This window comes from Desulfonema magnum, from assembly GCF_017377395.1.
In the GTDB taxonomy this organism is placed as follows: domain Bacteria; phylum Desulfobacterota; class Desulfobacteria; order Desulfobacterales; family 4be13; genus Desulfonema_C; species Desulfonema_C magnum.
The window spans coordinates 3892437-3917834 of sequence record NZ_CP061800.1; the positions used below are offsets into that span (position 1 = coordinate 3892437).

Here is a 25398-nt window from a genome sequence, read left to right on the forward strand (position 1 = left end):
TAAAAAAGCCCTGAAATACGTTCTGTAACTCCCTGATAACAAAAAGGTAGAATAAAAATTGGATGAGACTTTAGTTTTTATAATAATCCTGATGATATTCCTCAGCCTCATAAAATGATTTAAACTCAAGAATTTCTGTGATAACAGGCCTGTCAAACCGTCCTGACATATCCAGCGATTTTCTGGATATCTCGGCCAGGCGTTTTTGCTCGTTGTTGTGGAAAAAGATCACCGGACGATACTGACTGCCTCTGTCCGCAAACTGTCCTCCGCTGTCTGTGGGATTCACATGCCTCCAGAAGACATCCAGCAATTCCTCGTAAGTCAGACGGGATGGATCATACCAGACCTGAACTGCTTCCACATGGCCGGTATCTCCTGAGGAAACCTCTTCATAAGAGGGATTTTCTTTATGGCCTTCGGTATATCCTGAAACTGTTCGAATCACTCCGTCAATTTTTGCAAAATCTGATTCCACACACCAGAAACATCCTCCGGCAAATGTTGCAACGTGCATCTCTTTAAATTTATTGTCCATTTTTTTTATCTCCTGTGTATCTGAATTTTCAGCATACAGAAAAATTATAAACCATCCGAATATAATAACCAATATAATCATAATGAATTGCATTATCTTCATTTTTATATTCCTTTTCAGAATGTTTAAATTTAGTTTATAGTAACGATTACTAATAAGAATAATTTAAACATAAAAAAAGATTTAGCAAGCTTCAGCAGATTGAAAAGTTTTCGGGACAAAAAGAGTGCAAAAAAGCGCTTCGCTCTATTTTTGCACTTCGGATTTTTGCGCTCCGGATTTATGCAAAAAAGCGCTTCGCTCTATTTTTGCACTTCGGATTTTTGCACTCCGAATTTATGCAAAAAAGCGCTTCGCTCTATTTTTGCACTCCGGATTTTTGCACTCCGAATTTATGCAAAAAAGCGCTTCGCTCTATTTTTGCACTTCGGATTTTTGCGCTCCGGATTTATGCAAAAAAGCGCTTCGCTCTATTTTTGCACTCCGAATTTTTGCGCTCCGGATTTATGCAAAAAAGCGCTTCGCTCTATTTTTGCACTCCGGATTTTTGCGCTCCGGATTTATGCAAAAAAGCGCTTCGCTCTATTTTTGCACTCCGGATTTTTGCGCTCCGGATTTATGCAAAAAAGCGCTTCGCTCTATTTTTGCACTCCGAATTTTTGCACTCCGGATTTTTGCACTCCGAATTTATGCAAAAAAGCGCTTCGCTCTATTTTTACACTCCGGATTTTTGCGCTCCGGATTTATGCAAAAAAGCGCTTCGCTCTATTTTTGCACTCCGAATTTTTGCAAAAAAGCGCTTCGCTCTATTTTTACACTCCGGATTTTTGCACTTCGGATTTTTGCCAACCCTCCTGCAAAAATTTTTTAACATATTCAACTCAAAATTCCTATCTTGACATGATGCCCAATTTCGATCATATATATTTGTAATATATTCGCTATTACCCGATGATAAAGTTTTCTGAGCCAATTTCGATAACAGTCTGTTATTCCTGCGAAAGCAGGTATCCGTTTTTGCCGACGTTTGCCGATAAAAAGGCAGTGGATTCCTGCTTTCGCAGGCTTCGGCGTGAACTCAGTCGAACGGAATGACAGAAAAAAAAACAGACAAAGCATATGACAGCACGAAAACTTTTCGATAAATATATCCGTCACTGAACTTCTGCGTTAACTGTAAAATTTAATGAGACTATGATGAAAATAAACAGTTTCAGTTTTAAAAACTTAAATTTGGGATTAGTAATAGAACCAATTCATTTCTCAAATTTATCCCTGCTGGTCGGAGTTTCAGGTGTGGGGAAGACAATAATATTACAATCGTTGTCAGATTTAAAAGAAATTGCAAAAGGAAAATCTTTGGACGGAGCAGAATGGGAAATACAATTTTCAATTAAAAATAAGAACTATTTATGGCAGGGAGCATTTGAACAGAGCGGACTTGCGGATTTCTCATATGGTGATTTTTTTGAAGATGAGGAAAAGGCTGAGGCTGTATCCCGTCCTAAAATAATTTATGAAAAGCTGTCTTTAAATGATGAACTCCTTGTTGAAAGAAAAGAAAATGAAATTAAATTGGAGGGAAAAAAAACTCCTAAGCTCTCATCTTATAAAAGCGCCTTAAATCTTTTTAATGAGGAAGAAAGAATCGCTCCGGTATTTCAAGGTTTAAATAAAATTATTCGGAGTGATGATTACGATACCGGAGGAATTCCAATTTTTGAAAACTTTGATCGCTTTGTAAAAAAACATCCGACATTGGAAAGCATTCGAAATGCCAATATTCCGACATATCTGAAACTTGCTTTGGTGTATAAAACTCAGTCGGACGTATTTAATATAATTAAGGAAAATTTTATTAATATATTCTCTCAGGTTGAAAATATAAAATTAGAACCTGTGAAAGAAGGTTATTTACCTTTTTTTATTCGTAATAGCCCGCATCTTCAAATAAAAGAAAAAAATGTTTCCAAATGGATTTTTCACAATAAAATTTCTTCAGGTATGTTCAAAACATTACTTCAGATCAGCCAATTATTTCTTTGTACGGAAAGCACTGTCATATTAATTGACGAATTTGAAAACAGTTTGGGAATTAATTGCATAGATACATTAACTGAAAATTTACTGTATGATAACCGTAATATTCAGTTTATTTTAACCAGCCATCATCCCTACATTATTAATGCCATAGGCATGGAATATTGGAAGGTTGTTTTTAGGAAAGGCGGAGTAATTTCCACCAAAGATGCAAAAGATTATAATCTTGGAAAATCAAGGCATGAATCTTTTAAACAACTCATACAATTAAATGACTACAGAAGAGGGATAAGACTCTGATGAATATATACTTTTTGGTTGAGGGGCAAAGCACTGAACCAAATATTTTTAACCTGTTGGCGTGAGGAGAAAAAATGAAAAGAAAAATAGTATGCCTTGCTTTAATCATCATTCTGAGCCAGAGCAGCGGCTTGCCTGCCGAAACAGACCTGAATGTTAACGCCAAAGTCCGGGCCCCTGCTGTCGCAGGTCAGTTCTATCCGGCAGATCCGTCTGAATTGGCAAAGATCGTGAAAAGTTATCTTGAACACGCTGTAAAGCCCTCAGGGAAAAGACCCGTGGCGATTATCTCGCCTCATGCGGGGTATGTTTACTCCGGTCAGATTGCGGCAAACGCGTTTAACGAAGCTGCCAGCCACACTTATGATCTGATCATCCTGCTGGGAACCAATCACACCACTTTTGGTTTTACCGGTGTCTCTGTTTATCCGGGAAACTATAAAACCCCGTTGGGAATCATAGAGACCGACAAAGATATTGCAAAACAACTCACTGATGCTGAAAAAGATTTTGTGTCTGACGAATCTGTTCATGCCCGTGAGCATTCCATTGAAGTTCAGGTTCCCTTTGTTCAGACCCTTTTTCCAAATGTTAAAGTTGTCGCCGCAGTTATCGGAACACCAAATTTGGAGTTATGCACCCGGTTCGGTAATGTCTTGGCAAATGTGGTAAAAAACCGACAAGTCTTAATTGTGGCAAGCTCCGATCTTTCTCATTATCCCAACTATGAAGACGCCAACAGAGTGGATAAAAAAACACTGGACGCCATTTTGACATTAGACCCGAAAATCGTAAGCACGACGATAAAAAAACAGGAAACAGGCAATATTAAAAACCTGTCAACATGCGCGTGCGGTCTGGCTCCCATTATGACCGCCATGATAACGGCAAAACAACTCGGGGCAAACTCAGCAAGACTCATCAGCTACGCCAATTCTGGTGACTCTCCCGTAGGAAGCCGCTATCGGGTGGTGGGGTATGGCGCGGTATGCTTTTTTTGATGTTTGAAACTTGAAACTTGAAACTTGAAACTCGGAACTCGGAACTCGGAACTTGAAACTTGAAACTGAAAAATCGAAATCGGAGGCTGAAAATTTGAGACTTGAATCTGAAAACTTGAAATTATGGCGTGTCTTGGGCATCCCAAGTTTCAAGTTTCAAGTTTCAAGTTTCTATCTCCTCACTATTGGTTTTATTTCTATTCTTGGTCAGGTCATCATTCTCCGTGAACTGAATGTGGCGTTTTACGGTGTTGAGTTAATTTATATTCTGGCGATGGGGGTCTGGCTGTTCTGGACTGCCATCGGCGCTGTGATCGGACGGAGAACGTATTCACCTTCGGTAATGGTTGTCAGGTTTTTATTTGTCATTTTTGGTATTCTGTTACCGCTCGAGGTGGTGTTTATCCGTTCTGTCAGGTTGTTGTTCGGAGGGATACCAGGGGCATACCTTCCGTTCGGACAGCAGATCACGGCGATTATCCTCTCCCTTCTTCCCATTGGTGTTTTACTGGGACTGCTGTTCCAATGGGCCGCAAAACTGTATGTTGAAAAAGACCGGACGCTTGCCATGGCTTATGCGATTGAAAGCGCAGGCGGGCTGGCAGGCGGGCTGACATCAACCCTGCTTTTATTGTTCGGTGTTCAAAATTTTACAATTGCAATGGTGTGCAGCCTGCTGGCGGTTTTATCCTCTTTTATTCGCTATCTGCCAAAGGGCCATACCCCCATTCCAATTAGCAGCTATGTGAGAACTTTGGTATTTCTGATGCTGATGCTTATTTTCTTATCTGCTTCGGCTATTGATCACTACATGACCCAATGGAATCATCCCCGTCTTGTTGATTCTTATGATTCGCCTTACAGCCGGATTACCATTGAGGGTGAGGCAGGTCAGTTCGTGGTGTTTGAAAATGGCGTGCTGGGGTTTGATACGGAAAACACCGCGGCTGAGGAATTTGTCCATTTTGCAGCAATACAGCATGAGGAACCGGCCCGGGTGCTGATCTCAGGAGGCGGTCTTGAGGGCATTGTCAGGGAAATTTTAAAACATAAGCCTCGGAAAGTGGATTATGTGGAACTGAATGCTGCCCTGTTTGATCTGGCACGGAAACATCTGCCTGAAAATTATCTGAATGTACTGAATTCAAAATCTGTCACAGTCCGTCATGCTGATCCGAGAGCATTTTTAGAAGACAGGGAGCCATATGACCTCATATTAATGGGAATGTCCGAGCCTTCTTCGGGTCAGTCAAACCGATTTTATACCCGTGAGTATTTCAAACAATGCGCTGACAAACTAAAACCAGGCGGGATTCTGGCGTTTCGTCTGCCGTCATCGGAAAATATCTGGACCCAGTTTCTTACCTACCGGAATGCAAGTATTTATCTGGCGCTGACCTCTGTGTTTGGTGATGTTCTGGTACTTCCGGGAGTGACCAATATCGTCCTCGCGTCAAACGCTCCCTTAATCAGAAATCCGTCCGAACTGACTGAGCGATTTAATGAAAGACAGATAAACACGAGGCTCATCACCCCTGCGTATATCAGTTATATACTCACAAATGACAGGTTTTTCCAAATCCCCCGTCAGATATCTTCTGTAAAAGCCCCCCTTAACACGGACAGCCGGCCGGTTTGCTACCAGTATTCCGGCATGATCTGGCTGTCAAAATTTATCCCCGACATGAGAAACTGGGATATTTCATCTGTCACTGCTTCAAAAGATATCCCATATCTTTATATAGTTCCGCTGATGGGTTTATTTTTATTGGCCCGCCGCGGACCGAAGCTCAGAAGAATTACCCTTGCCGCCCTGGCTGGTTTTATGGGAATGGTTGTGGAAACCATGCTCATTCTTCATTATCAGATAAAAAGCGGGGTGCTGTTTCAGAATATCGGAATTTTGCTGATGGTGTTTATGGCCGGACTGTCTGCGGGATCACTCGCGGTGATGAGACTGACATTGAAAATGGCAGGAAATCAGGACCCGATACAACCTGATAAAAATCTGGTGTTCAGCCGCACAGTCCGGTGGGGGATAGGAAGCAGTTTGTTCACCGGTTTCGGCATCCTCAGTCTGGTTTTTATTGTTTTATTAAAATCAGGCTATCCCTCAGGTCTTTTTCTTGTATCATTTTTTCAGTTTATAGCCGGTTTTCTGGTATCCGGCATTTTTGCCTTTGCCAGTCTGTCCGGCGTACAGGACCAGAAACTTGTGGTCTCGCCCCTCTATGCCGCGGATTTGCTGGGCGGGTGTATTGGCTCATTACTTGCGAGCCTGCTCTTTATTCCGTTTTTGGGTATGGAACAGACAGCGGCAATTATGGCGGTACTGGCTTTGGCAGCTTTATCTCTTATCTGACTGTTCTTCATATTGAAAACTGATTTTTGCAAAAAACCGCTTCGCTCTGTTTTTGCACTCCGGATTTTTGCAAAAAACCGCTTCGCTCTGTTTTTGCACTCCGGATTTTTGCAAAAAACCGCTTCGCTCTGTTTTTGCACTCCGGATTTTTGCAAAAAACCGCTTCGCTCTGTTTTTGCACTCCGGATTTTTGCAAAAAACCGCTTCGCTCTGTTTTTGCACTCCGGATTTTTGCAAAAAACCGCTTCGCTTTGTTTTTGCACTCCGGATTTTTGCAAAAAACCGCTTCGCTCTGTTTTTGCACTCCGGATTTATACAAAAAACCGCTTCGAGAATGCCGGACGGGGTTTGCAACCCCGTCCGAGACGTTCAAACCCCGTCCGGCAAAAGCACTCCTGAATGCCGGACGGCAAAAGCACTCCTTTTGTTCCAGTTGCAAAACCCTGTCCTGTAAAGCCTGGCAAAAGGAATTTTTTTCAATTCGGGAATTTTCATGAAAAAATCAGGGTTTTCCTGATTTACAATATTTTCTCATTTGGATATGATGTAAAATATTTTAAAACAACAGGACGTTTTATTCCATAATATGGAGCAAAATTTTCAAGCCTTTGGGTCTTTGTCAAAATCATAACAATATCTGGGTCGTAATTTGTTTTTATGTCCTTATATCCGGCTCACAAATGAAGGAGGGGGAAATGAAACTCAAAATTTGTCTGCCCGGGCTTCTGACAAAATATTTTCATCTATGTCCGAAGCCCTGAGTGTCGGTCTCATAAAGTTCAACTGTACGGCTAATTTCCATTCTAACACTGATAAGAGGAGGAGATCGTTATGAAAAAACAGCTCGTAAATTACGAAACACTGCTTAAGGTTACAAGGGCTATTTCCCATTCCAAAGACCCGGAAGAAGTTGTGCTGATGACAGTGGAAGCCATCACAATGGCTTTGGAAGTCAAAGGATGTGCGTTGTTTCTTATCAATCGTAAAACCGATGAACTGGAGCTGGCTGCGTCATTCGGACTGAGCGATGAATACCTTAACAAAGGTCCTGTGAGTGCGCTGCGTTCCATTGCCCAGTCTTTGGAAGAAGGTCCCGTGGCTATTTATGATACTAACGATGATCCCAGACTTCAGTATCCTGAGGCAGCAAAGAAGGAGGGAATTGCCTCTATTCTGGCTGTGCCTATTGTGACTGCCGGTAATGTGGTCGGGGCCATGCGGATCTATACGACAGAACCCTGGGAATTCACGCTGGAAGATGTGAATTTTGCCCAGGCCATGGCTCAGATGGCCGGAATGGCCATAGAAATGGCAAGAAATTATAAGGGACTGAAGGACAGTATTGAGATATTGAAGACCATGAGAGATCCAAAGTTCCTGTCTGATACTAAAAAAAGGACCCCATATGAAGGTGTCCCGGTGAGTGTTTCCCGTGATGAACTCGGTAAAAAAGGTTAAACTGAGTATCAGCGTTGTATTAAAAATGTGAATAACTGGTTTCAGGGAGTTCCAGAGCGAAATTGCTTATATTTTCGCTGAAAAACTCCCTTTTTGTATTTATGACGCAGGCCGGATGATGATTGGGTGTGCTGGTGAAAAGTACAGGGAAAAGGGATAAGAAAGGGAAAATTTTCCGCTTCTTATCTTTTTTCCCTGTAAATTTTTGTATGGGAAATTATGAAGCCTTGTCATAACGACAAAGATGGTTTATAAGAAAAAAAAATCAGGGGATCAAAAAAGTCCTTTCTTATAAGCCATCCCTATGACTATGTTTTCAGATCATCATAAAATTATTTAACTGATTAAAAAGTATCGGAATTCAATTATGGCTGACAAAAATGTTCTTGTATTAGGCGGCGGGATAGCCGGTCTGTCGGCTGCCCGTAAACTGGCAGACTTTGATATCGGTGTTCAACTGATTGAAAAGTCAGCGTTTCTAGGCGGACATGGCATTCAGTTCTCATGCAAAGCCACAGATAAATGTGTAAAATGCGGTGCCTGTGTTGTGGAAGAAACTCTGGAAAATGTGGTTCGGCATCCGAAAATCAATGTGCTGCTGAACACTCAGACACAGAAAATAACCCGGTCTGACGGACAGTTTTCCGTGACCCTTCAAAAAAACCCCGCATATATTGACCCTGAAAAATGCACAGGATGCGGCCTGTGCTTTGAAAAATGCCCGGCACACGGGGCAATTTCGCGGGGATTTTCAAAAAGCAATCTTCCTTTTTACGCCATTAGTGAAAAAAACTGTCTGTTTATGAAAGACAAATCTTGCAGTTTATGTCAGGACACATGTCCTGAAGAAGCGATCACACTGGATCAGAAAAGAACTGACCATGTCTGCGAAACAGATGCAATCATTGTGGCTACGGGTTTTGAAGCGTTTAATCCTGAAAGCAAACCTTACGGATACAACGTGTTTGATAATGTGATCACCAGCCTGGAGCTGGAGCGGACGCTGAGACAGGAAAGCATCGTGTCCAGACCCTCAGACAATAAGCCCCCGGAAAAGATCGCGTTTATCCAATGCGTGGGAAGCCGGGACGCCAAACTCGGTCATCTGTGGTGTTCCAAAATATGCTGCGGCTCGTCCCTGCGTATGGCAAAGCTCATCAGGTCAAGGCAGCCTGAAACTGAGATGGCGTTCTTTTATATGGATGTTCAGACCTTTGGCAAAGATTTTCAAGTGTTTTATGAAACTGTTCAGGATGATATCCGCATGATACGGGCGATTCCCGGAGATATTTTCAGGACAGAAACAGATCGTCTGCGGATGGCGTTTTTGGACAACAGCACACATGAAATTCTGGAAGAGATATTTGATCTTGTGGTTCTCTCGGTGGGGATTACGCCTGGCAAAGACACAAAAGAACTGGCGGACCAGCTTCATCTGGCTGTTTCGGATTCCGGATTTCTCAGCCCTTCTGAAAATGGTATTTTCACAGCAGGCACGGCACTGGGGCCTATGAGCATAGCCGAAACCATTTCAAATGCAGGTAACGCTGTATGGGAAACGTTGAAATATTTAAGAATTTAAAAATGAAAAAGGTGACACCCTTGACTGAAAAAACATTGGTAATCGGAAACGGACCCCAAGCCCGCTGCATAGCAGAAGAACTGCTTGCTAAAGACGCTGACCTTATCGTCGCGTCAGAAGAGAATGCGTTTGTTTTGCCTTTTCCTGAAAAAACAGAAATACTTACAGGCGTGAAAATACGCTCCTGTGAAGGTTCTGTGGGAAATTTTAATCTCACCCTGGACAAAGACGGCGAAAAAGTATCCAGAATCGTGGAAAACGTGATCATCGCGGAGGAAGCCGTAAGAAAACCGAATTTTTCTCTTTACGGTCTCACGCCGTGTGCCAACGTGATTTCACTTTCCCAGCTTAAAGAATCGCTTTCAGATGATTCGCGACCGTTTTTCAAAAACAAAAAATTTGTTTTTCTCACGGGGCTGGCAAAAGAGAGTAACGCGGTTATTCTCGAAGAAATTATGCGCGCTTCCTTAAAACTGCAATCGGAGTTTCATGCGAAGACTTATATTCTCACAAAAAATCTCAAAGTCGCGGGACACGGACTTGAACTCTTATACCGAAGGACAAAAGAGGCCGGTGCGGTTTATATTAAATTTACAGAGAGTCAGCCGGAAATTCACCAGCAAGAAGATGACGGCCCTGTTATTCTGACATTTACAGATGATATCACAGGGGAACAGTTCAGACTCACCCCGGATATCACTGTTGCTGACGAAACCATTTCACCGCCTGAGAACACATCAGATTTGGCCGCAATATTCGGCCTGGATACAGATCCGCACGGATTTCTCCAGTCAGACAATGTTCACCGCATAAGCGTGCTGACAAACAGAAAAGGCATCATGGTCGCAGGTCCCTCGAGGGATATCCAATCTCCCGGAGAAGAGATAACAGATACCGGAAACCTTGCTCTTTCCATTTTCAAGCCCTCAGACGAGCGGGAAACTGCCTCTGCATACAAGGCTCAGATTAACCCCCGTTTATGTTCAGGGTGCCTCACCTGTTATAGTGTCTGTCCCTATAATGCAATTTTGCCGGACACCACAGCTTCTGTGATGCCTGATGCGTGTGAGCAATGTGGCGTATGTGCCGCGGTATGTCTTTCCCGTGCAATCACGATAAAAGGACTTACCTATATTGAAATTTCAGATCACATAGAAAAAAACACGCCTCAGAAAAAGGAGACATTTACCCCGTTTCTGTTGGCTTTCTGCTGTAAGCGTTCTGCTGCCCGGGCTCATGAACTTGCGTCATGTATGGGGCATAAATTGCCTCCCGGTTTAAAGATCATAGAGGTTCCCTGTGCAGGCGGCGTATCCCATTATCATATTTTTTTAGCTTTGCGTAATAACGCGGACGGTGTTCTGGTTCTGACCTGTCATGAAGGAAACTGCCATTCTGAACGGGGAAATCTTTATGCACATGAACAGCTGAATATGATAGGGAGTTTCCTGGAAATCGCGGGTTTTGAAAAAGAACGGCTTCTCATAAAGCCGCTCGCGTCCAATATGAGTAAAGAATTTGCTGAGATTACAAACACTTTTGAAAAAAAGATTCTTGATCTCGGCCCGAGCAGATTTAAAATGAAGAAGCAGGACTTCTCATTTCTCACTTAAAAAAAGGTGAAATCATGGAACAAACATGCGAAATAATTGATATGGATCAGTTGGATCATGGCCGGTTCGGATCATGGTCTTTTTCACAGGATTTCTGTGTGACCTGCGGGCTTTGTTCAAGTTCCTGTCCGGCCTCCGGCATAGACGGATTTGATCCCCGGAAATTTGTCCGTATGGTGTCACTGGGACTTGAAGATAAGGTGGTTGAGGCGAGATGGCCGTGGATATGCACTATGTGTGCCAAATGCGAGCATGTCTGCCCCATGGAGATTGATATTCCTGCCATGGTCAGAAGCGTGAGGGGCCTCCGGGAGCGTGAAAAGGTTCCGGGAGTTCTTCATAAGGGACTGGCTGCTGCTTTGGAAACAGGGAATAATCTCAGCCTGCCCAAAGAGGATTTTGTATTTATCTTAGAGGATGTCGCGGAGGAAATTGCGGAGGAACCGGGGTTTGAAGGATTCACGGTTCCCATTGACAAGGAAGGGGCAAATATCCTCACCACCATCCATAACAAGCTGGTGAATACCCACACCGAAGACCTCAAGCACTGGTGGAAAATCTTCCACGCGGCAAAAGAAGACTGGACCGTGCCTTCTGACAACTGGGAAGGAACCAACTGGGGACTGTTTACCGGAGACGACGAGGCCATGAAGATCATGGCGGGACGCGTTGCGGAGCAGATGGAAAAACTGAAAGTTAAAAATCTCCTCTGGCCCGAATGAGGGCATGCCTATCTTGCGACCAGGTCTGGTCTTGAAAAATGGTACCCCGAGGCATTGAAAAAATTCGGAGCGGTTACGGTATTTGATCTTCTCATCAAATATATTAAGGAAGGCACAATCAAACTGGACAAATCACGGTTCGATAATGTGCTGGCGACCTATCATGATCCCTGCAATTATGGCAGAAAAGCCGAGACATTGTTTGGCCACGGATATTTTGACGAGCCAAGATGGATATTGGATCAGTGTATGGATAATTGGATTGATCTCTATCCCACAAAAAAAGATCAGTTCTGCTGCGGTGGCGGCGGCGGAACTCTTACCACGGGATACAACACCGAGCGTATTCTCTATGGCAGAAAAAAAATGGATCAGATTAAGGCCACACGCGCAACCATGCTTGTGGTGCCTTGTCATAGCTGCCACGGTCAGATGAATAATATCAAAAAGGAATATGGAATGGAGGACCTTGAGGTAAAATATCTGTGGGAACTGGTGGCGGATTGTCTTATTCTGTGATATTTATGTGTCAGGGCGTTAGGGTGTTAGGTGTTAGGTGTTAGGGTGTTAGGTGTTAGGTGTCAGGTGTTTAAAAAGTCCCGACATGGACGGCATATTTTAGTTTGTAGTTCCGCCTTTAGGCGGTGTGTGAGACCGCCTAAAGGCGGAACTACGAACTGCGGTGTGTGTGACCGCCTAAAGGCGGAACTACGAACTGCGGTGTGTGAGACCGCCTAAAGGCGGAACTACGAACTGCGGTGTGTGAGACCGCCTAAAGGCGGAACTACGAACTGCGGTGTGTGAGACCGCCTAAAGGCGGAACTACGAACTGCGGTGTGTGTGACCGCCTAAAGGCGGAACTACGAACTGCGGTGTGTGAGACCGCCTAAAGGCGGAACTACGAACTGCGGTGTGTGAGACCGCCTAAAGGCGGAACTACGAACTGCGGTGTGTGAGACCGCCTAAAGGCGGAACTACGAACTGCGGTGTGTGTGACCGCCTAAAGGCGGAACTACGAACTGCGGTGTGTGAGACCGCCTAAAGGCGGAACTACGAACTGCGGTGTGTGAGACCGCCTAAAGGCGGAACTACGAACTGCGGTGTGTGTGACCGCCTAAAGACTTTCAAACAATAAGGAGTAAATAGAGGAAAATGGAACTTACCGATATTCTGTCCATTGAAAAATGGACTGAATTTGAAAAAGATATTGTCGGCAGATCAAGATTGGATGCTTCTGTTTTTAATACAGACGGTATTCGGATAACAAATTTCAGGCAGTTGGCCAACCGCCTGTGTCCCGAGGTTAAGGCAACAGACAGGGGCCAGAGTTTTATCTGTGCTGTCGCGCACATGAATCTTGCTGCCCAGGCCATGCAGACAAAAAAACCTGTTATTGAGGAATGTGACGCGGGACTTTTAAAGCTTGTTGTTCCCATATTTGTGAAGGATGAATTTGTGGGAGCGGTCGGAGCGTGCGGTTTTCTTCTCGATGACGGTGAGATTGATTCGTTTATGGTCAACAAAACAACGGATATCCCCGAAGAAAAAATCGAAAGCCTGTCAGAAGGCATTGAGACAATCTCGACCGAAAAAGCAGAATCTCTTGCCGCGTATATTCAGAAACAATTGGACAACTTTGTGAATGATTTTGAAAAACAGCAATAAATAAACTCTCAGCAGATCATAAATCCGGCGTGCAAAAATTAAGCGAAGCGGTTTTTTGCACATAATCGCAAATCTTCAAGAAGGTTTTCGATCTACTGAGTCTGTGAAAGACCTCCGAGGTTTTCAAAACCTCGGAGGTCTCGTATTAGTAAATTTCACCAGGAAAAAATAATGCAGCAGCAGCAGACACAGCTCAAATTACTGATCGTGGATGATGACCCTGATATTACACAGCTTATATCCCGTGTGTTAATGAAGCTGTCATATGATATCCGCACAGCCACTTCAGCTTCGGAGGCACTGAACATATTACGCGGATGCCCGACGGATATTCTCATTACTGATATTGATATGCCCGGTATGAACGGCATAAAATTGATGGAAGAAGTGTTACGGCTATATCCGAATACGGTTGCTATCGGGATAACAGGATATGGGAACATAGATTTTGCTGTAAATTTTATGAAACGCGGGGGAACTGATTTTTTACAGAAGCCGATAAATGTTGATACCATAAAGTTTGCGGTGAACTCGGCTGCGGAAAAATACCGATTAAAGCAGGAACTGAGACGGAGCAATGAAGAACTCAGACGAAACAACATCGCTCTTCAGAAAGAAATTAAGGCTCGGGTTGAAAGTGATGAACTGAACAAAAAGCTGTTTGAAACCCATTCTGCCATCATGCTTGTGATTGATCCGGAAACCGGTGATATCGTGAACGCCAATCTGGCTGCCTGTAATTATTACGGATACAGCAAAAAAGAGATCGCCCGCTTAAAAATTACGGATTTAAATACACTGACGAAGGAAGAAGTTTTTGCAGAGATGAACAGGGCAAAAACCCAGGAAAAAAACTTCTTTTGCTTTCGTCATCGTCTGGCAAACGGAGAAATCCGGGAGGTTGAAGTTATCAGTGTTCCCACGAAAATGGAGAACAGGCAGTTTTTATATTCGACAATCCGGGATGTCAGCAGGCGCATCAGGGCTGAAAAAGCATTGCAAGCATCTGAGCAGAGATACCGTGAGGTCTTTGAAAATGCGCCTGTGGGCATTTATCAGGCTTCTGTGGAGGGAAAATTTCTAAAGGTAAATCCGGCCATGGCCCGAATATTTGGCTATAGCTCTGCTGATGAAATGATATCGGATGTAAAAAATATCTCAGAACAAATATATACCCATAAGGATCATCGGAAAAAATTCTTTGAAAAAATTCGAAAACACAGGGGATGGCTGACCATTGAAGAAGAATATTTTCGTAAGGACAAAACCATTATCATTGCCAAAGTAACCCTGCGGCTTGTCCGGGATGAGCATGAAAACCCACTTTATGTGGAGGGCTTTATTGAAGATGTTACCGAAAAAAGACAACAGGAGGACGCGTTTAATTTGGAAATGTCCAGGGCAAAAGAACTTCACGACCTGGTTCTGGAACCCCGGCTGCCAATAATGCCAGGTCTCCAAATCAATATAAAATGTCTTCCCGCGGAATGTATCGGCGGCGATGTTCTGGAATTTTTGAAACTGGATGATAAGCGGCTACTTGTTTTTCTTGCGGATGTGACCGGTCACGGCATTCCCGCGGCCATCACAGGCAATACCCTGAAAATGCTCTTCAGGGAACTGTCAGAAACAGATAGCAATCCTGTTTCGATATGCCAGAATTTGAATCAGAAAATGCATAAGATCATTCTTACGGACGATATTATTGCCGCATTTTGCGGACAGATTGATCTGGAATCCATGAAACTTACCTATTGCCTTTGCGGTATTCCCTCTCCTATCATTCTCAGGAATCACGAACGGATATACCTGAAACCGACAGGTTTGCCTCTGGGGGTCTTTGACGATGCCACATATGATGACAGAACCCTCACACTTATGAAAAATGACACCCTTGTTGCTTTCACCGACGGCATAACAGAGGCAAAGGCTGAACATGGTGAAATTTTTGGGTTAAAAAGAGTGGCAGACAGCATTGGAAAGGGAAAGTACGATGTACATACAGTTATTGACAATATTATAAAAAAAGCCCGTGCATTTCAGAAAAAAGAGACGTTCCGAGATGATGTGATTATTTTCAAAGTTAATATATTTGATGAACATGAATCGCTTTCCATAAAACCGCGGAACAGATTTTGTTCAGCCAACAAATGTCGTTATAAAATAAAAACAAAATACATCAGCATTGGTAAACTGGTCCGTTTTTTTACAGAACATATGGCAGAGAAATCAAGAGAATCTTTTGATAATCTGAAAAAACTGAGAATAGCGTTTTTTGAAATGCTGACGAATGCTATTGAACACGGAAATCTGGAGCTGACCGACCTGAAGAGAGATAATGAATTTTACGATTCAAAAAAATATCGGGAAATTTATAAAAATCGAATACATTCAGATAAATATGGCGAAAGACTGATCTGCATAGAATGCCTGTATAGTGATAAGCAACTGGAAATTTCAATAGAAGATGAAGGTAAGGGATTTAATATAAAGAATGTTCCTGATCCGACCCATGAAGACAATATTACCAAACTCTCCGGGAGAGGCATTGCCATTGCAAAAATGAATACGGACCAAGTCACTTATAACGCCAAAGGGAACAAGGTGGTATTGCGGCATAAAATTATTTATGAATAGTCATCTGTGAATTACCGCTAAGACCTGATTGCCCGGGTCGGTATATTCAAGCCGGTCAAAACTCGTGGTTCTGGCTAACTGGATACCGCGTCCGTGGGGATCAAAGGCTCGCTCCACGCTATATTCCATAAATGATTTCCAGTTAAATCCCGCACCCTGGTCCCGAATCAGAAACCGGATTTCATTATCTGAACGTTCAAACCGGACAGAAACTGTCTTTGAGGCATTTTTCGGTAAAGCCATCCGTCGTTTCATCTCAATGAGCCATTTATCATCTTCAATCAGTCGTGATTTTTCCTTATAGGTAATCTCGAGATTACCGTGTTCCACGGCGTTAAGCAATAACTCCCATAAACCAATGGCAGTCTTGTCCGGTTTGGGACAAACTGCTGCCAGAAGCGTGGCAAGCATCTGAGCTTCTTCCATGTCTCGGAATTCAAAAAGCCCTGTTTTCATCAAGGTTAACGCATGTGTGGTTCGACGAATAGCTTCCTGCATGGATTTATGAGTAAGATAAGTGGATAATGCTGCTTTTACAGTGGCCTGAAGGATTTCTTTTTTGTAGGGTTTTGTGAGATAATAATCAACCCCGGCCTGAAAGCCTTCCAAAATATTTTCTTCCCCATCCATTGAGGTTTGAAAAATGACCGGCACCATTTTTAAAATCTCGTGATTTTTCATCCTGGACAACACTTCCAGGCCATCCAGACCCGGCATCATCCGGTCCAAGATAACCGTATCATATGTTTTTGGTGATTTTTTCAACAATGTCCATGCGTTCATACCATTTTCAGCGATAACTATCTGATACCCCATGTTTTTAAGTTGCAGGGTAATCAGTTGCAAGGTAGCTGTGTTGTCATCTGCTACCAGCAATGTTGGCTTCATAAATATTGCCTCATCCTTTTGTTTTCTTTACTTTACAGGTATAAATTAGTGTTATATCCGATGGGAGGGTTTTTCATGGCTGAATTTCCTGATAGTTTTCAGACAGGAAATTTCTGATCTGACCAATGTCATCTTCCGCTTCTGTCATGTCGTTATAGTATTTAGATTTAGGTATGTCCTGGCACGAAAGTTGCATACAGAGGCGGCCTCCGGGATTCCGAACGGACGAATGAAATTTTCAGGCCCGGAAACGGCTTTTTTTCCGGGACAACCTTCCCATGCAAAAATCATGCCGGGACATACCTAAATCTAAGTACTATACAAGGATTTGTTATAAGAACGGGATTGATAAGAAAGGGACTGAATCGCCTTTCTTATCATCCCGTTCTTATAGCAAATCCCTGTAACAAAATTTCGCCTTTTCCGTGTTCTCAGAATCTCACGGAAATTTTTCTGACCAGTCACCCCTTTATTTTATCCATTCTTTTATCAGATTATCGTACCTTCTTTCACTTCGTTTTTCTTCCCTGTCTTCTGTTTTATTTTTGCGATACTGGAGATAGGCGTCCCGAAATGCCTCATAGGGTTCAATGGCAGCATCTTTGATGGCCTCATAATCTCCGATTCGGAATGAGGTCTCATTTACGGTCTCAAAACCGGTGAGCCCCAGAGTCGCCTCAGCAGGCAGTTCCGTCCAGGTGGTGATATTCAGAAACCGGTCTCCGATCATTCCCACGGAATCCCGCAGAGTGGAAGGCCCCAGAAGCGGCCACACAAGGTAAAATCCGTTCCCGACCCCGTAAGTGGAAAGGGTCTGTCCCAAATCTTCCTCAGGCGGTTTGGCAAATCTGGGGTTATTTTTGGCGATGTCTCCGAATCCGAGAACACCCACCGTGCTGTTGATCAGAAATCTGGCAAGTTCAATTTCCGCTGTGTGTATCTTTCCCTGAAGAAGACAGTTCGCCATTCGGATAGGCGTGGTGAGATTATCAAAAAAATTTTTCACACCAAGTCTGAAAGGCTCAGGCGTGATACTTTTGTATCCTTTAGCCACGGGTTTCAGCACCCAGAAGTATAATTTATCATTAAAATGGAACATGAGACGATTGAAGGGGGCCAAAGGATCCGCCACTCTTACTGTGTCGTCTGTGGCTTCTTCATCCCAGAGTTCAGAATCGTCATCAAAATCCTCATCAAGAAAAACATCATCTTCGTCGTCTTCGATATCTGAGACCATCTGGCCTCCGGAAGACGCATCTGCTTTATAATTCTGATCAGATTCGATATCGTCATCAAGATCATCATCAAGAAAATCTTCATCTTCATTGGCATCTTGCGGAGCAGCCACATCTGATTTATGGTTCTCATCAGATAAAAGGGATACGCCAGAGGTATCCACAACAGCCTGATGCGCACACCCGACTGAAAATAAAGCAAAAAATACAAAAAGTAATAACAGGCGATACAAAGCGTTCTTACACAGTGTTATCATTTGTCAGTACCGTTCTTTTTGTTTTTCTGTTTTTCGACATCAATCATCAATAAATAAGTACCTGACCATAAGTTTCCGATATTTTCCCGGGGAAGAAACCCGGCTTTTTTTTACCGGAACGATCCGCCGCCCGTGACGGAAAAAGCCGGGTTTCTTCGCTGTTCACAGAAAAAAAGATGTATAAAAAATTTTTGATCGGGTACTTAGTTCGGACAGTTTTTAAAAAGTTAAGAATATCCAAAATTTTAACTTTTTGAAATTAGGGAACTCGAGATAAATAACATACCCGATACAAAAAATGTAGGGTGGGTGGAGCGAAGCGCAACCCACCGCACTATCAATTATCAATTGCAAATTATCAATTATCAATTATCAATTTTTTCCTTTTTCTGCTTTTCGACCTTTGTTCTCACCTGCTCAATCAGATGGTCAGGTGATTTGTTCAAAAGGATGTTTTGAAACTGATTCCGATAATTTTTTACCAGACTCACCCCTTCGACTTTGATATCATAGACCCGCCAGACCCCCTTATTCAGCCACATACGATAATCCACTGGAATCTCAACATTTTCCCGGGTCACCTTCGTTTTAACCAGTGCCATATTTGACTTGGATTTAGCGCCTATTTTCTGGCTCAGATAGTTGATCTTTTCGTTTTTATATTCCGCCTGTATCTTGTTGAGATAAGTATCTTCAAGGAGTTTGGCAAAAAGATCTGTAAATTCTTTTAACTGCTTCTCATCGAATTTTTTCCGATATTTGGCCAGGGCCAAATGAGCGATTTTATTAAAGTCAAAAATCTCTCTGATAATATTCCATATCTTTTCACGTTGCACTTCTTTTTGTTCAGGTGCCTGATACTGAGGGTCCTTGAGGATGTTGATGACCTCATCCAAAGGTCCCTGGATCGCCTCCATCGGCCCTGTTGAACTGTGGGCAGACACGGGCAAACCAATAACCAACAAAAGAAAAAAAGCAGCAATAATTCTTTTCATAGCGTCCTCCTTATTTTAAAAGTTTTATACTCCGCCAAAAACATATTTGCTGACCAGCTCTTCTATATCCAAAGCTGACTCCGTTTCATCAATACTATCCCCCGGACTGAGAAATTCATCCGAGCCGCCGGCTGAAAGTTTGATATATTTATCCCCGATCAGTCCGGCAGTTTTGACAGATGCGATGACATCATCAGCCAGTTTTATTTCATTGTTTACCTTTATCTCCACCAGAGCCACTTTATCCTCCAGATCCAGAGATACAGAATGAACTTTTCCAACAGGGACTCCCGCCATTTGCACTTCGGCTCCGGCCTTGAGACCTGAAACAGATTCAAACCGGGCGTAAAGGGCATAGTCATTCCCTCCGATCCACTCCATCTTTCCGAGCTTGATGGACAGATACCCTGCACAAAGGATGCCGATAATCACAAAAATTCCCACTGATATCTCAACAGATGACTTTTTCACGATTCCTCCGAATGAATAGGTGTTAGGTGTTAGGTGTTAGGTGTTAAGTGTCAGGTGTTAAGTGTTAGGTGTCAGGTGTCAAGTCTTTGTTCTTCTTAACTTAACACCTAACACCTAACACCTAACACCTTTTTAACTTTCAACCCCCTGAATAAAGTTCTGCACCACAGAGTCAGGGAGTTTTTGAATCTCATCCGGGCTTCCTTCAAAAAGGATTTTGCCCTGCTCCAGCATGGCAATGCGCTGGGAAATATAAAAAACATCAGGGATTTCATGGCTCACCACCACGGCTGTAAATCCGAATTTTTTCTGGTAATCAGAGATCATGCTGTGAACCGCATTTTTGCGGATCGGATCCAGGCCGGTGGTAGGTTCGTCAAAAAGAACAATCTCCGGATCAGTTATCAATGCTCTTGCCATTGCCACCCGTTTTTTCATCCCCCCGGAAAGCTGAGAAGGATATTTGTCATTGATATCATTCAGGTCAAGCTGCTGCATTTTCTCCTCAACCTGTTGCTGAATCTCTTTTTTCCGCAACGAAGTCTTTTCCATAAGCGGAAGGGCAATGTTTTCAAAAACCGTCATGGAATCAAAAAGAGCTGTTCCCTGGAACATATAACTGAATTTTTTTCTCATAGCCCTTTTCTCAGCCTTTTTCATCTCTGAAACTGGCTGTCCCTGAAAGAGAATCATGCCGGAATCAGGTTCCACCAAGCCGATGATATGTTTGAGCAATACACTTTTGCCCCCGCCGCTTTTGCCGATGACCGTGGTAACTTCCCCTTTGTAAATACAAAAATCAGCGCCGTTCAGGACATGATTATCACCAAATTTTTTAGAGATGTTTTTAATTTGAATAAGCGGTTGGTCCATAAATCTCGAACCCCTTAAAATTAAAGTTAAGAATTGAAAAACGCAAATTTCTCAATTCTCAATTTTTTCCTAAAGCAAAAAAGAAGTCAGAACATAGTCAGTCACAAGAATCAGCACACAGGAATGAACCACCGCCGTCGTGGTGGAAATCCCCACGCCTTTGGCCCCGAACCCTCCGGCACGGGTGTGCGTGTAATACCCCTGAAAACAGCATATAGTCACAACCACTGCGGCAAAAGCAAGTGACTTGATAAATCCGCCATTAATGTCCACCATTGAGACACTTGTTTCCATTCCGGAAAAATAAATACCGGGATTGACGCCGAGCAGTAACGAACCTGTCAGATATCCCCCGAAAATTCCCACCACATCAAAAAGCGCGGCAAGAAGGGGAAAACTGATAAGTGCAGCCGCCATCCTGGGACCGACAAGAAAACGTATGGGATTAATATCCATGGTTTTCAGAGCGTCGATTTGTTCGGAGATTCGCATGATACCGATTTCAGAAGCCATGGCAGACCCGGCCATGCCCGTGACCATGATGGCACTGAGAACCGGTCCCAGTTCCCGGATCAGCGTAAGCCCTATGGCCGACCCCAGCACGCCTTCGGACCCAAATTTTATCAGCGTGTAATATAACTGAAGCCCCAGAACCATTCCGGTAAATGCCCCTGTCAGACAGATAACAAAAAGAGATTTCATACCGATAAAATAAATTTGATGTATGATTTTAGATAGCTGAAGGGGAAACGTAAAGATATGAATAAATCCCTTGAAAAAGAAAATGGTAATTTTGCCTGTTTCCTGAACCAGGGAAATGATTCGTCTGCCAAGGACAGACAAAGGTATTGTCATGAAATCAGTTTGATTCATAACCCGCTTCCTGTTGAAATTTTTAGAGAAAAGACAAAAAATAATAATCAGAATCAGATTTGTTCCAACATAATTTGTTGCATTTGAGACTGAAACAGAGTAAACTAAATTATTTTAGTTCGAAAAATTCGCTCAGACAAACGAAAATATTGATATAGTCAACAAACTTCCGAAGTTTCCAACACTTCGGAAGTCTTCGATTTTATGCAATTCTTATGCCAGAACACATCTGAAATACTTCAAAATAATTTTATTTGGCGAATATAGTGAACTAAGGCTTGTATGTCAAGCAGAGTTGTGTAATAATTTAATCTGTTCCCGGACACCGACGAAAAATAAGTCTGAAGAATCAGGATGTTGTAAATAAACGCTCATGAAAAACCCGGGTTTTTCGCTCCCGGTTATGAAGATATTTTCAGATAAAAAACCCGGGTTTTCAAAATTTATTTTCACGGTAAAGATCAATTCAAAGGATGGTAAAAACATGGCTCAGGAAAACGATATTGTGCTTATATATTTTGAAGATAACCCTCTTATGTTTGCCAGGATAGAAGATATTTCCCCGGATGTTAAAAGGGACTGGTATCATGTGAAACTGCTTCTTCTTCAGATACCGTTGCAGGTTGTCACATGGATATTAAGGGATGTTTATATCAATGGTGAGGAATTCACCATGAACGGAAAAAAAATGCGAATGGAAGAGGTTATCTGCCCTGAACAACCTGAAATTCCCGAACCTTCCCAAGAAGAAGAGGAAGCACCGAAAAACTCCGGTGACGCAAAGGTGATATCTCTGACAAATCGAAAGAAAAACTAAGCGCTGACTGTCATCGTCAGACATCTGGTTTCCGGGTAAATGCTAAAATGCAATTGCTAAAACTCAATGATCAAGTTTGCTGACCCGGTTCGGACAAAAAATTTGTCATTCCTGCGAAAGCAGGAATCTGTTTTTGACCGATGCGGCGTTCCGAGAGCAGTGGATTCCTGCTTTCGCAGGAATGACAGAAAAAAATTTGAACATTGAGCAAAATAAAATTTTAGCACTCCTTATTCGTATCTCGACAGTCGCAAGTTCTCATAACCTCCTGAAATTAACGGCACTGATATTTTCCGAGAGGCATATATCGCCCTTTGATTTCAAAAGGTTATGGAACAACTTCCAACTTTGAATTTTGAACTTTTCACTGTTGAGTTCGTATTTATGACAATTATAAGACAAAGAAATGAAAATCGGTTCACTTTCACTTAAAAATATTACAGTGCTGGCACCGCTCGCGGGCATTACCAATCTGCCTTTTCGGCTTCTGGTAAAAGAGGCCGGATGCGCATTGGTCTGTTCTGAAATGATCAGTGCCAACGGACTTGTCTATAAATCCCACAAAACCATCCGGATGCTCGAAAGCGCAGCAGAAGAAAAACCCTTATCTGTTCAGATATTTGGCTCAGATCCGTCAATAATGGCTGACGCGGCCGCAATGGTTGAGGCGTCAGGGGCTGATGTGCTTGATATCAATTTTGGCTGCTCAGTTAAAAAGGTACTCAAAACAGGGTCCGGGTCCGCCCTGATGAAAGCACCTGAAAAAACAGAAGCCATTCTCAAAGCCGTTCGGAACTCAGTAAAAATTCCTTTCACCATAAAAATCAGAAGCGGATGGGATTATTCCGGAACACAGGCGCTCAAAATTGCCGAAATTGCAGAATCATGCGGGGTAAATGCCATTGCCGTGCATCCGAGAACCGCCACCCAGGGTTTCGGAGGATCCGCTGACTGGTCTGTTATCGCGGCAATAAAGAAAAGCGTGTCCATGCCTGTTATCGGAAACGGGGATATCGTTGCCCCGGAAGATGCAATAAGAATGCAAAATCAGACAGGCTGCGACGCTGTTATGATCGGAAGGGCTGGCATTGGAAATCCGTGGATTTTTTCTCAGGTTTTGTCCCTTATCCGGGGAGAACCTGTGATACCTGTGGATATTCCCCTGCGTTATAAGACCATGATACGCTATCTGGAGGCATCCGTGGAATATATCGGGGAGGAACATGCGTGCCGTATCATGCGAAGCCGTCTCGGATGGTTTACAAAAGGACTTCCGCACAGCAGCGTATTTCGTGAATCCATCAAGCGGATTTCATCTGAAGACGAGGCAAAAAGACTTATAAAATTATATATGGACTCACTTCTTGAAAAAAAGGAGTACTAAAATTACATTTTAGCAAAAGAGGGATTTTGTCTGGTTTTTTCCACCTGTTCGATCTGCTGAAACCCGATAATCAAGTTTTTTTTTCTGTCATTCCTGCGAAAGCAGGAATCCACAGTTCCCGGGACCGCTGCATCGGCTAAAAATGGATTCCTGCTTTCGCAGGAATGACAGACTGTTTGTTCAAACCAGGTCAACAAGCTGATTACCGAGTGAAACTCTTTTCTGAGAAATTCGCTAAAATGTAATTTTAGCACTCCTTGTTTTTTTTTGTATGGGAAATTATAAAATTGAATAAAAATTACAAGGAAGATGGATAAGAAAAGGAAAAAAATTCCCTTTCTTATCCGATTTCCCTGTAGTTTGGTTCCTTAACACCCGCCGCTAAAATTTCCACAATCCGCTCCTGTTCCTCCCTGGTCAGATACGGATGCATGGGAAGGCTGAAAATACGCCGGGAAAAATCCTCACTTATGGGAAAATCCCCTTGCTTATACCCCAAATACTCAAAAGCAGGCTGAAGATGCAGAGGTCTGGGGTAATAAATCGCGGTGGGGATTTCTGCTGCTCCGAGTTTTGCCTGAATCGCGGCACGGTGCTGCTCATCTTGCGCCAAAATGGAATACTGCGCCCAGACACTTTTCATTCCATCAGGAAGAGAAGGCGGAATCAGCAAAGCCTGCCCCTGATCATCCGCAGGGAAATAAGACCTGATGCCGTCCGTATATCGTTGGGCAACCTGCTGACGGAGTTCGGTCTCTTCCGGGAAAATATCAAGTTTGGCTAATAAAATCGCAGCCTGAATGGCATCTATCCGTCCGTTAATACCGATCCGGGCATTGTCATATTTATGTGAACTTTGCCCATGAATCCGAATGGAGATCATTTTTTCCGCCAGTTCGTCATTATCTGTAAACACAGCCCCGCCATCGCCATAACAGCCCAGGGGTTTGGCCGGAAAAAAAGACGTACACGCAACATCAGCAAGAGAACACGCTTTCCTGCCATGATATTCGGCCCCGAAAGACTGTGCTGCGTCCTCAATCACAAAAAGGCCGTGTTTTTGGGCAATGGTATTGATGGAATTATAATCAGCAGGAAGTCCGAAAAGATCAACCCCGATAATTCCTTTCGGAGTAAGTTCAGCGTTTCCAGTTTCCAGTTTCCAGTTTCCAGTTTCCAGATTAAATGTTTTTGGATCAATATCCCAAAATACCGGTGTCGCTCCGAGGAGGCTTATGACTTCGGCAGTGGCAATGAAAGTAAAAGGCGTCGTGAAAACAGCATCACCCGGGCCCACATCATAAGCCATCAGCGCCATAAGGAGGGCATCGGTTCCTGAAGAACATGCAATGGCGTGTTTCACACCCGTATAAGCACTTAGCCGGTCTTCCAGTTCCTTAATTTCGGGCCCCATAACATATTGTCCATGATCAAGGACAGCCTTTATATTTGCTTCGATTTTTGTACGAATCCGCTGCTGCTGGGCAGCAAGATCAATGAATTGCATAAAATATTCCTTAATACTCGTTCCCAGGCTCTGCCTGGGAACGCATTCTCAGAGGCTCTGCCTCGTGTGTGATCACAAGCCAATACCACGCAAGGCTCTGCCTCGTGTGTGACCACAAGCCAATACCACGAATACCACGCAAGGCAGATTCCCCTGGGGTATGCGTTCTCAGAGGCTGGT

24 protein-coding genes are annotated in these 25398 nt (G+C 43.2%); 14 read left to right on the forward strand and 10 right to left on the reverse strand.

The features are described 5' to 3' along the window. Positions 1 to 70 precede the first annotated feature (70 nt). Positions 71 to 538 (reverse strand): peptide-methionine (S)-S-oxide reductase MsrA, encoded by a 468-nt coding sequence (gene msrA, locus dnm_RS15060; protein ID WP_246556333.1) that lies wholly within the window; start codon positions 536 to 538, stop codon positions 71 to 73. A 226-nt stretch (positions 539 to 764) separates the two neighbouring features. Here msrA and dnm_RS15065 point away from each other — a divergent pair, with 226 nt between their 5' ends. From dnm_RS15065 to dnm_RS15120, 12 genes are all read left to right on the forward strand, one after another. Continuing rightward, complete coding sequence (locus dnm_RS15065) at positions 765 to 1409, forward strand: hypothetical protein (protein ID WP_207683453.1); 645 nt, start codon at positions 765 to 767, stop codon at positions 1407 to 1409. 323 nt (positions 1410 to 1732) lie between these two features. After that, complete coding sequence (locus dnm_RS15070; protein WP_207683454.1) at positions 1733 to 2878, forward strand: AAA family ATPase; 1146 nt, start codon at positions 1733 to 1735, stop codon at positions 2876 to 2878. 74 nt (positions 2879 to 2952) lie between these two features. After that, a complete protein-coding gene (gene amrB, locus dnm_RS15075) occupies positions 2953 to 3879 on the forward strand; it encodes an AmmeMemoRadiSam system protein B (RefSeq protein ID WP_207683455.1) in 927 nt (308 codons plus the stop codon). Between the two features lie 94 nt (positions 3880 to 3973). Continuing rightward, entirely contained in the window at positions 3974 to 6241 is a 2268-nt protein-coding gene (locus dnm_RS15080; RefSeq protein WP_207683456.1) for a spermine/spermidine synthase domain-containing protein, read from the forward strand. 26 nt (positions 6242 to 6267) lie between these two features. After that, a complete protein-coding gene (locus tag dnm_RS15085; protein WP_207683457.1) occupies positions 6268 to 6738 on the forward strand; it encodes a hypothetical protein in 471 nt (156 codons plus the stop codon). A gap of 334 nt (positions 6739 to 7072) precedes the next feature. Beyond that, a complete protein-coding gene (locus dnm_RS15090) occupies positions 7073 to 7699 on the forward strand; it encodes a GAF domain-containing protein (protein WP_207683458.1) in 627 nt (208 codons plus the stop codon). 367 nt (positions 7700 to 8066) lie between these two features. Beyond that, positions 8067 to 9281 (forward strand): 4Fe-4S binding protein, encoded by a 1215-nt coding sequence (locus tag dnm_RS15095; protein WP_207683459.1) that lies wholly within the window; start codon positions 8067 to 8069, stop codon positions 9279 to 9281. A gap of 20 nt (positions 9282 to 9301) precedes the next feature. Then, positions 9302 to 10894 carry a hydrogenase iron-sulfur subunit gene (locus dnm_RS15100; RefSeq protein ID WP_207683460.1) on the forward strand — a complete coding sequence of 531 codons (1593 nt, stop codon included), beginning with the start codon at positions 9302 to 9304 and terminating at the stop codon, positions 10892 to 10894. 14 nt (positions 10895 to 10908) lie between these two features. After that, positions 10909 to 11616, forward strand: coding sequence for a 4Fe-4S dicluster domain-containing protein (locus tag dnm_RS15105; protein WP_207683461.1), 708 nt, complete (start codon positions 10909 to 10911; stop codon positions 11614 to 11616). A 54-nt stretch (positions 11617 to 11670) separates the two neighbouring features. Beyond that, positions 11671 to 12135: a heterodisulfide reductase-related iron-sulfur binding cluster gene (locus dnm_RS15110; protein ID WP_207683462.1), complete on the forward strand. Its 465-nt coding sequence runs from the start codon at positions 11671 to 11673 to the stop codon at positions 12133 to 12135. Positions 12136 to 12768: 633 nt separating this feature from the next. Continuing rightward, positions 12769 to 13281 (forward strand): PocR ligand-binding domain-containing protein, encoded by a 513-nt coding sequence (locus dnm_RS15115; RefSeq protein WP_207683463.1) that lies wholly within the window; start codon positions 12769 to 12771, stop codon positions 13279 to 13281. A gap of 171 nt (positions 13282 to 13452) precedes the next feature. After that, positions 13453 to 15918, forward strand: a complete 2466-nt coding sequence (locus dnm_RS15120; RefSeq protein WP_207683464.1) for a SpoIIE family protein phosphatase — start codon at positions 13453 to 13455, stop codon at positions 15916 to 15918. Here the strand turns inward: dnm_RS15120 and dnm_RS15125 are convergent, their stop codons facing one another. From dnm_RS15125 to dnm_RS15150, 7 genes are all read right to left on the reverse strand, one after another. Then, positions 15919 to 16806, reverse strand: a complete 888-nt coding sequence (locus dnm_RS15125; protein ID WP_207683465.1) for a response regulator — start codon at positions 16804 to 16806, stop codon at positions 15919 to 15921. 73 nt (positions 16807 to 16879) lie between these two features. Next, positions 16880 to 17002 carry a hypothetical protein gene (locus dnm_RS31295; protein WP_276571891.1) on the reverse strand — a complete coding sequence of 41 codons (123 nt, stop codon included), beginning with the start codon at positions 17000 to 17002 and terminating at the stop codon, positions 16880 to 16882. 273 nt (positions 17003 to 17275) lie between these two features. After that, positions 17276 to 18298: an MlaA family lipoprotein gene (locus dnm_RS15130; protein WP_207683466.1), complete on the reverse strand. Its 1023-nt coding sequence runs from the start codon at positions 18296 to 18298 to the stop codon at positions 17276 to 17278. Between the two features lie 365 nt (positions 18299 to 18663). Beyond that, on the reverse strand, positions 18664 to 19293 hold the full coding sequence (locus dnm_RS15135; RefSeq protein WP_207683467.1) for an MlaC/ttg2D family ABC transporter substrate-binding protein: 630 nt from the start codon (positions 19291 to 19293) through the stop codon (positions 18664 to 18666). Between the two features lie 24 nt (positions 19294 to 19317). Beyond that, on the reverse strand, positions 19318 to 19764 hold the full coding sequence (gene mlaD / locus dnm_RS15140) for an outer membrane lipid asymmetry maintenance protein MlaD (RefSeq protein ID WP_207683468.1): 447 nt from the start codon (positions 19762 to 19764) through the stop codon (positions 19318 to 19320). 132 nt (positions 19765 to 19896) lie between these two features. Further along, positions 19897 to 20637, reverse strand: a complete 741-nt coding sequence (locus tag dnm_RS15145; RefSeq protein WP_207683469.1) for an ABC transporter ATP-binding protein — start codon at positions 20635 to 20637, stop codon at positions 19897 to 19899. A 69-nt stretch (positions 20638 to 20706) separates the two neighbouring features. After that, positions 20707 to 21510, reverse strand: a complete 804-nt coding sequence (locus dnm_RS15150; RefSeq protein ID WP_207683470.1) for an MlaE family ABC transporter permease — start codon at positions 21508 to 21510, stop codon at positions 20707 to 20709. A gap of 484 nt (positions 21511 to 21994) precedes the next feature. Between dnm_RS15150 and dnm_RS15155 the strand changes: the two genes are divergently transcribed. Both dnm_RS15155 and dusB read left to right on the forward strand, forming a co-directional pair. Continuing rightward, a complete protein-coding gene (locus dnm_RS15155) occupies positions 21995 to 22327 on the forward strand; it encodes a hypothetical protein (RefSeq protein ID WP_207683471.1) in 333 nt (110 codons plus the stop codon). Positions 22328 to 22733: 406 nt separating this feature from the next. Then, a complete protein-coding gene (dusB, locus tag dnm_RS15160) occupies positions 22734 to 23711 on the forward strand; it encodes a tRNA dihydrouridine synthase DusB (protein ID WP_207683472.1) in 978 nt (325 codons plus the stop codon). Between the two features lie 340 nt (positions 23712 to 24051). Here dusB and dnm_RS15165 read toward each other — a convergent pair whose 3' ends face one another. Then, on the reverse strand, positions 24052 to 25218 hold the full coding sequence (locus dnm_RS15165; protein WP_207683473.1) for a DegT/DnrJ/EryC1/StrS family aminotransferase: 1167 nt from the start codon (positions 25216 to 25218) through the stop codon (positions 24052 to 24054). Between the two features lie 10 nt (positions 25219 to 25228). Next, positions 25229 to 25360, reverse strand: a complete 132-nt coding sequence (locus dnm_RS31300) for a hypothetical protein (RefSeq protein ID WP_276571892.1) — start codon at positions 25358 to 25360, stop codon at positions 25229 to 25231. Between the last annotated feature and the right edge of the window lie 38 nt (positions 25361 to 25398).

What these genes read in the sequence shown, in the direction of transcription:
- msrA (WP_246556333.1), bottom strand. Translation starts at nt 538, where the DNA reads ATGGACAATAAATTTAAAGAGATGCACGTTGCAACATTTGCCGGAGGA.
- dnm_RS15070 (WP_207683454.1), top strand. Translation starts at nt 1,733, where the DNA reads ATGATGAAAATAAACAGTTTCAGTTTTAAAAACTTAAATTTGGGATTA.
- amrB (WP_207683455.1), top strand. Translation starts at nt 2,953, where the DNA reads ATGAAAAGAAAAATAGTATGCCTTGCTTTAATCATCATTCTGAGCCAG.
- dnm_RS15090 (WP_207683458.1), top strand. Translation starts at nt 7,073, where the DNA reads ATGAAAAAACAGCTCGTAAATTACGAAACACTGCTTAAGGTTACAAGG.
- dnm_RS15095 (WP_207683459.1), top strand. Translation starts at nt 8,067, where the DNA reads ATGGCTGACAAAAATGTTCTTGTATTAGGCGGCGGGATAGCCGGTCTG.
- dnm_RS15105 (WP_207683461.1), top strand. Translation starts at nt 10,909, where the DNA reads ATGGAACAAACATGCGAAATAATTGATATGGATCAGTTGGATCATGGC.
- dnm_RS15115 (WP_207683463.1), top strand. Translation starts at nt 12,769, where the DNA reads ATGGAACTTACCGATATTCTGTCCATTGAAAAATGGACTGAATTTGAA.
- dnm_RS15120 (WP_207683464.1), top strand. Translation starts at nt 13,453, where the DNA reads ATGCAGCAGCAGCAGACACAGCTCAAATTACTGATCGTGGATGATGAC.
- dnm_RS15125 (WP_207683465.1), bottom strand. Translation starts at nt 16,806, where the DNA reads ATGAAGCCAACATTGCTGGTAGCAGATGACAACACAGCTACCTTGCAA.
- dnm_RS31295 (WP_276571891.1), bottom strand. Translation starts at nt 17,002, where the DNA reads ATGCAACTTTCGTGCCAGGACATACCTAAATCTAAATACTATAACGAC.
- dnm_RS15130 (WP_207683466.1), bottom strand. Translation starts at nt 18,298, where the DNA reads ATGATAACACTGTGTAAGAACGCTTTGTATCGCCTGTTATTACTTTTT.
- dnm_RS15135 (WP_207683467.1), bottom strand. Translation starts at nt 19,293, where the DNA reads ATGAAAAGAATTATTGCTGCTTTTTTTCTTTTGTTGGTTATTGGTTTG.
- dnm_RS15145 (WP_207683469.1), bottom strand. Translation starts at nt 20,637, where the DNA reads ATGGACCAACCGCTTATTCAAATTAAAAACATCTCTAAAAAATTTGGT.
- dnm_RS15150 (WP_207683470.1), bottom strand. Translation starts at nt 21,510, where the DNA reads ATGAATCAAACTGATTTCATGACAATACCTTTGTCTGTCCTTGGCAGA.
- dnm_RS15155 (WP_207683471.1), top strand. Translation starts at nt 21,995, where the DNA reads ATGGCTCAGGAAAACGATATTGTGCTTATATATTTTGAAGATAACCCT.
- dusB (WP_207683472.1), top strand. Translation starts at nt 22,734, where the DNA reads ATGAAAATCGGTTCACTTTCACTTAAAAATATTACAGTGCTGGCACCG.
- dnm_RS15165 (WP_207683473.1), bottom strand. Translation starts at nt 25,218, where the DNA reads ATGCAATTCATTGATCTTGCTGCCCAGCAGCAGCGGATTCGTACAAAA.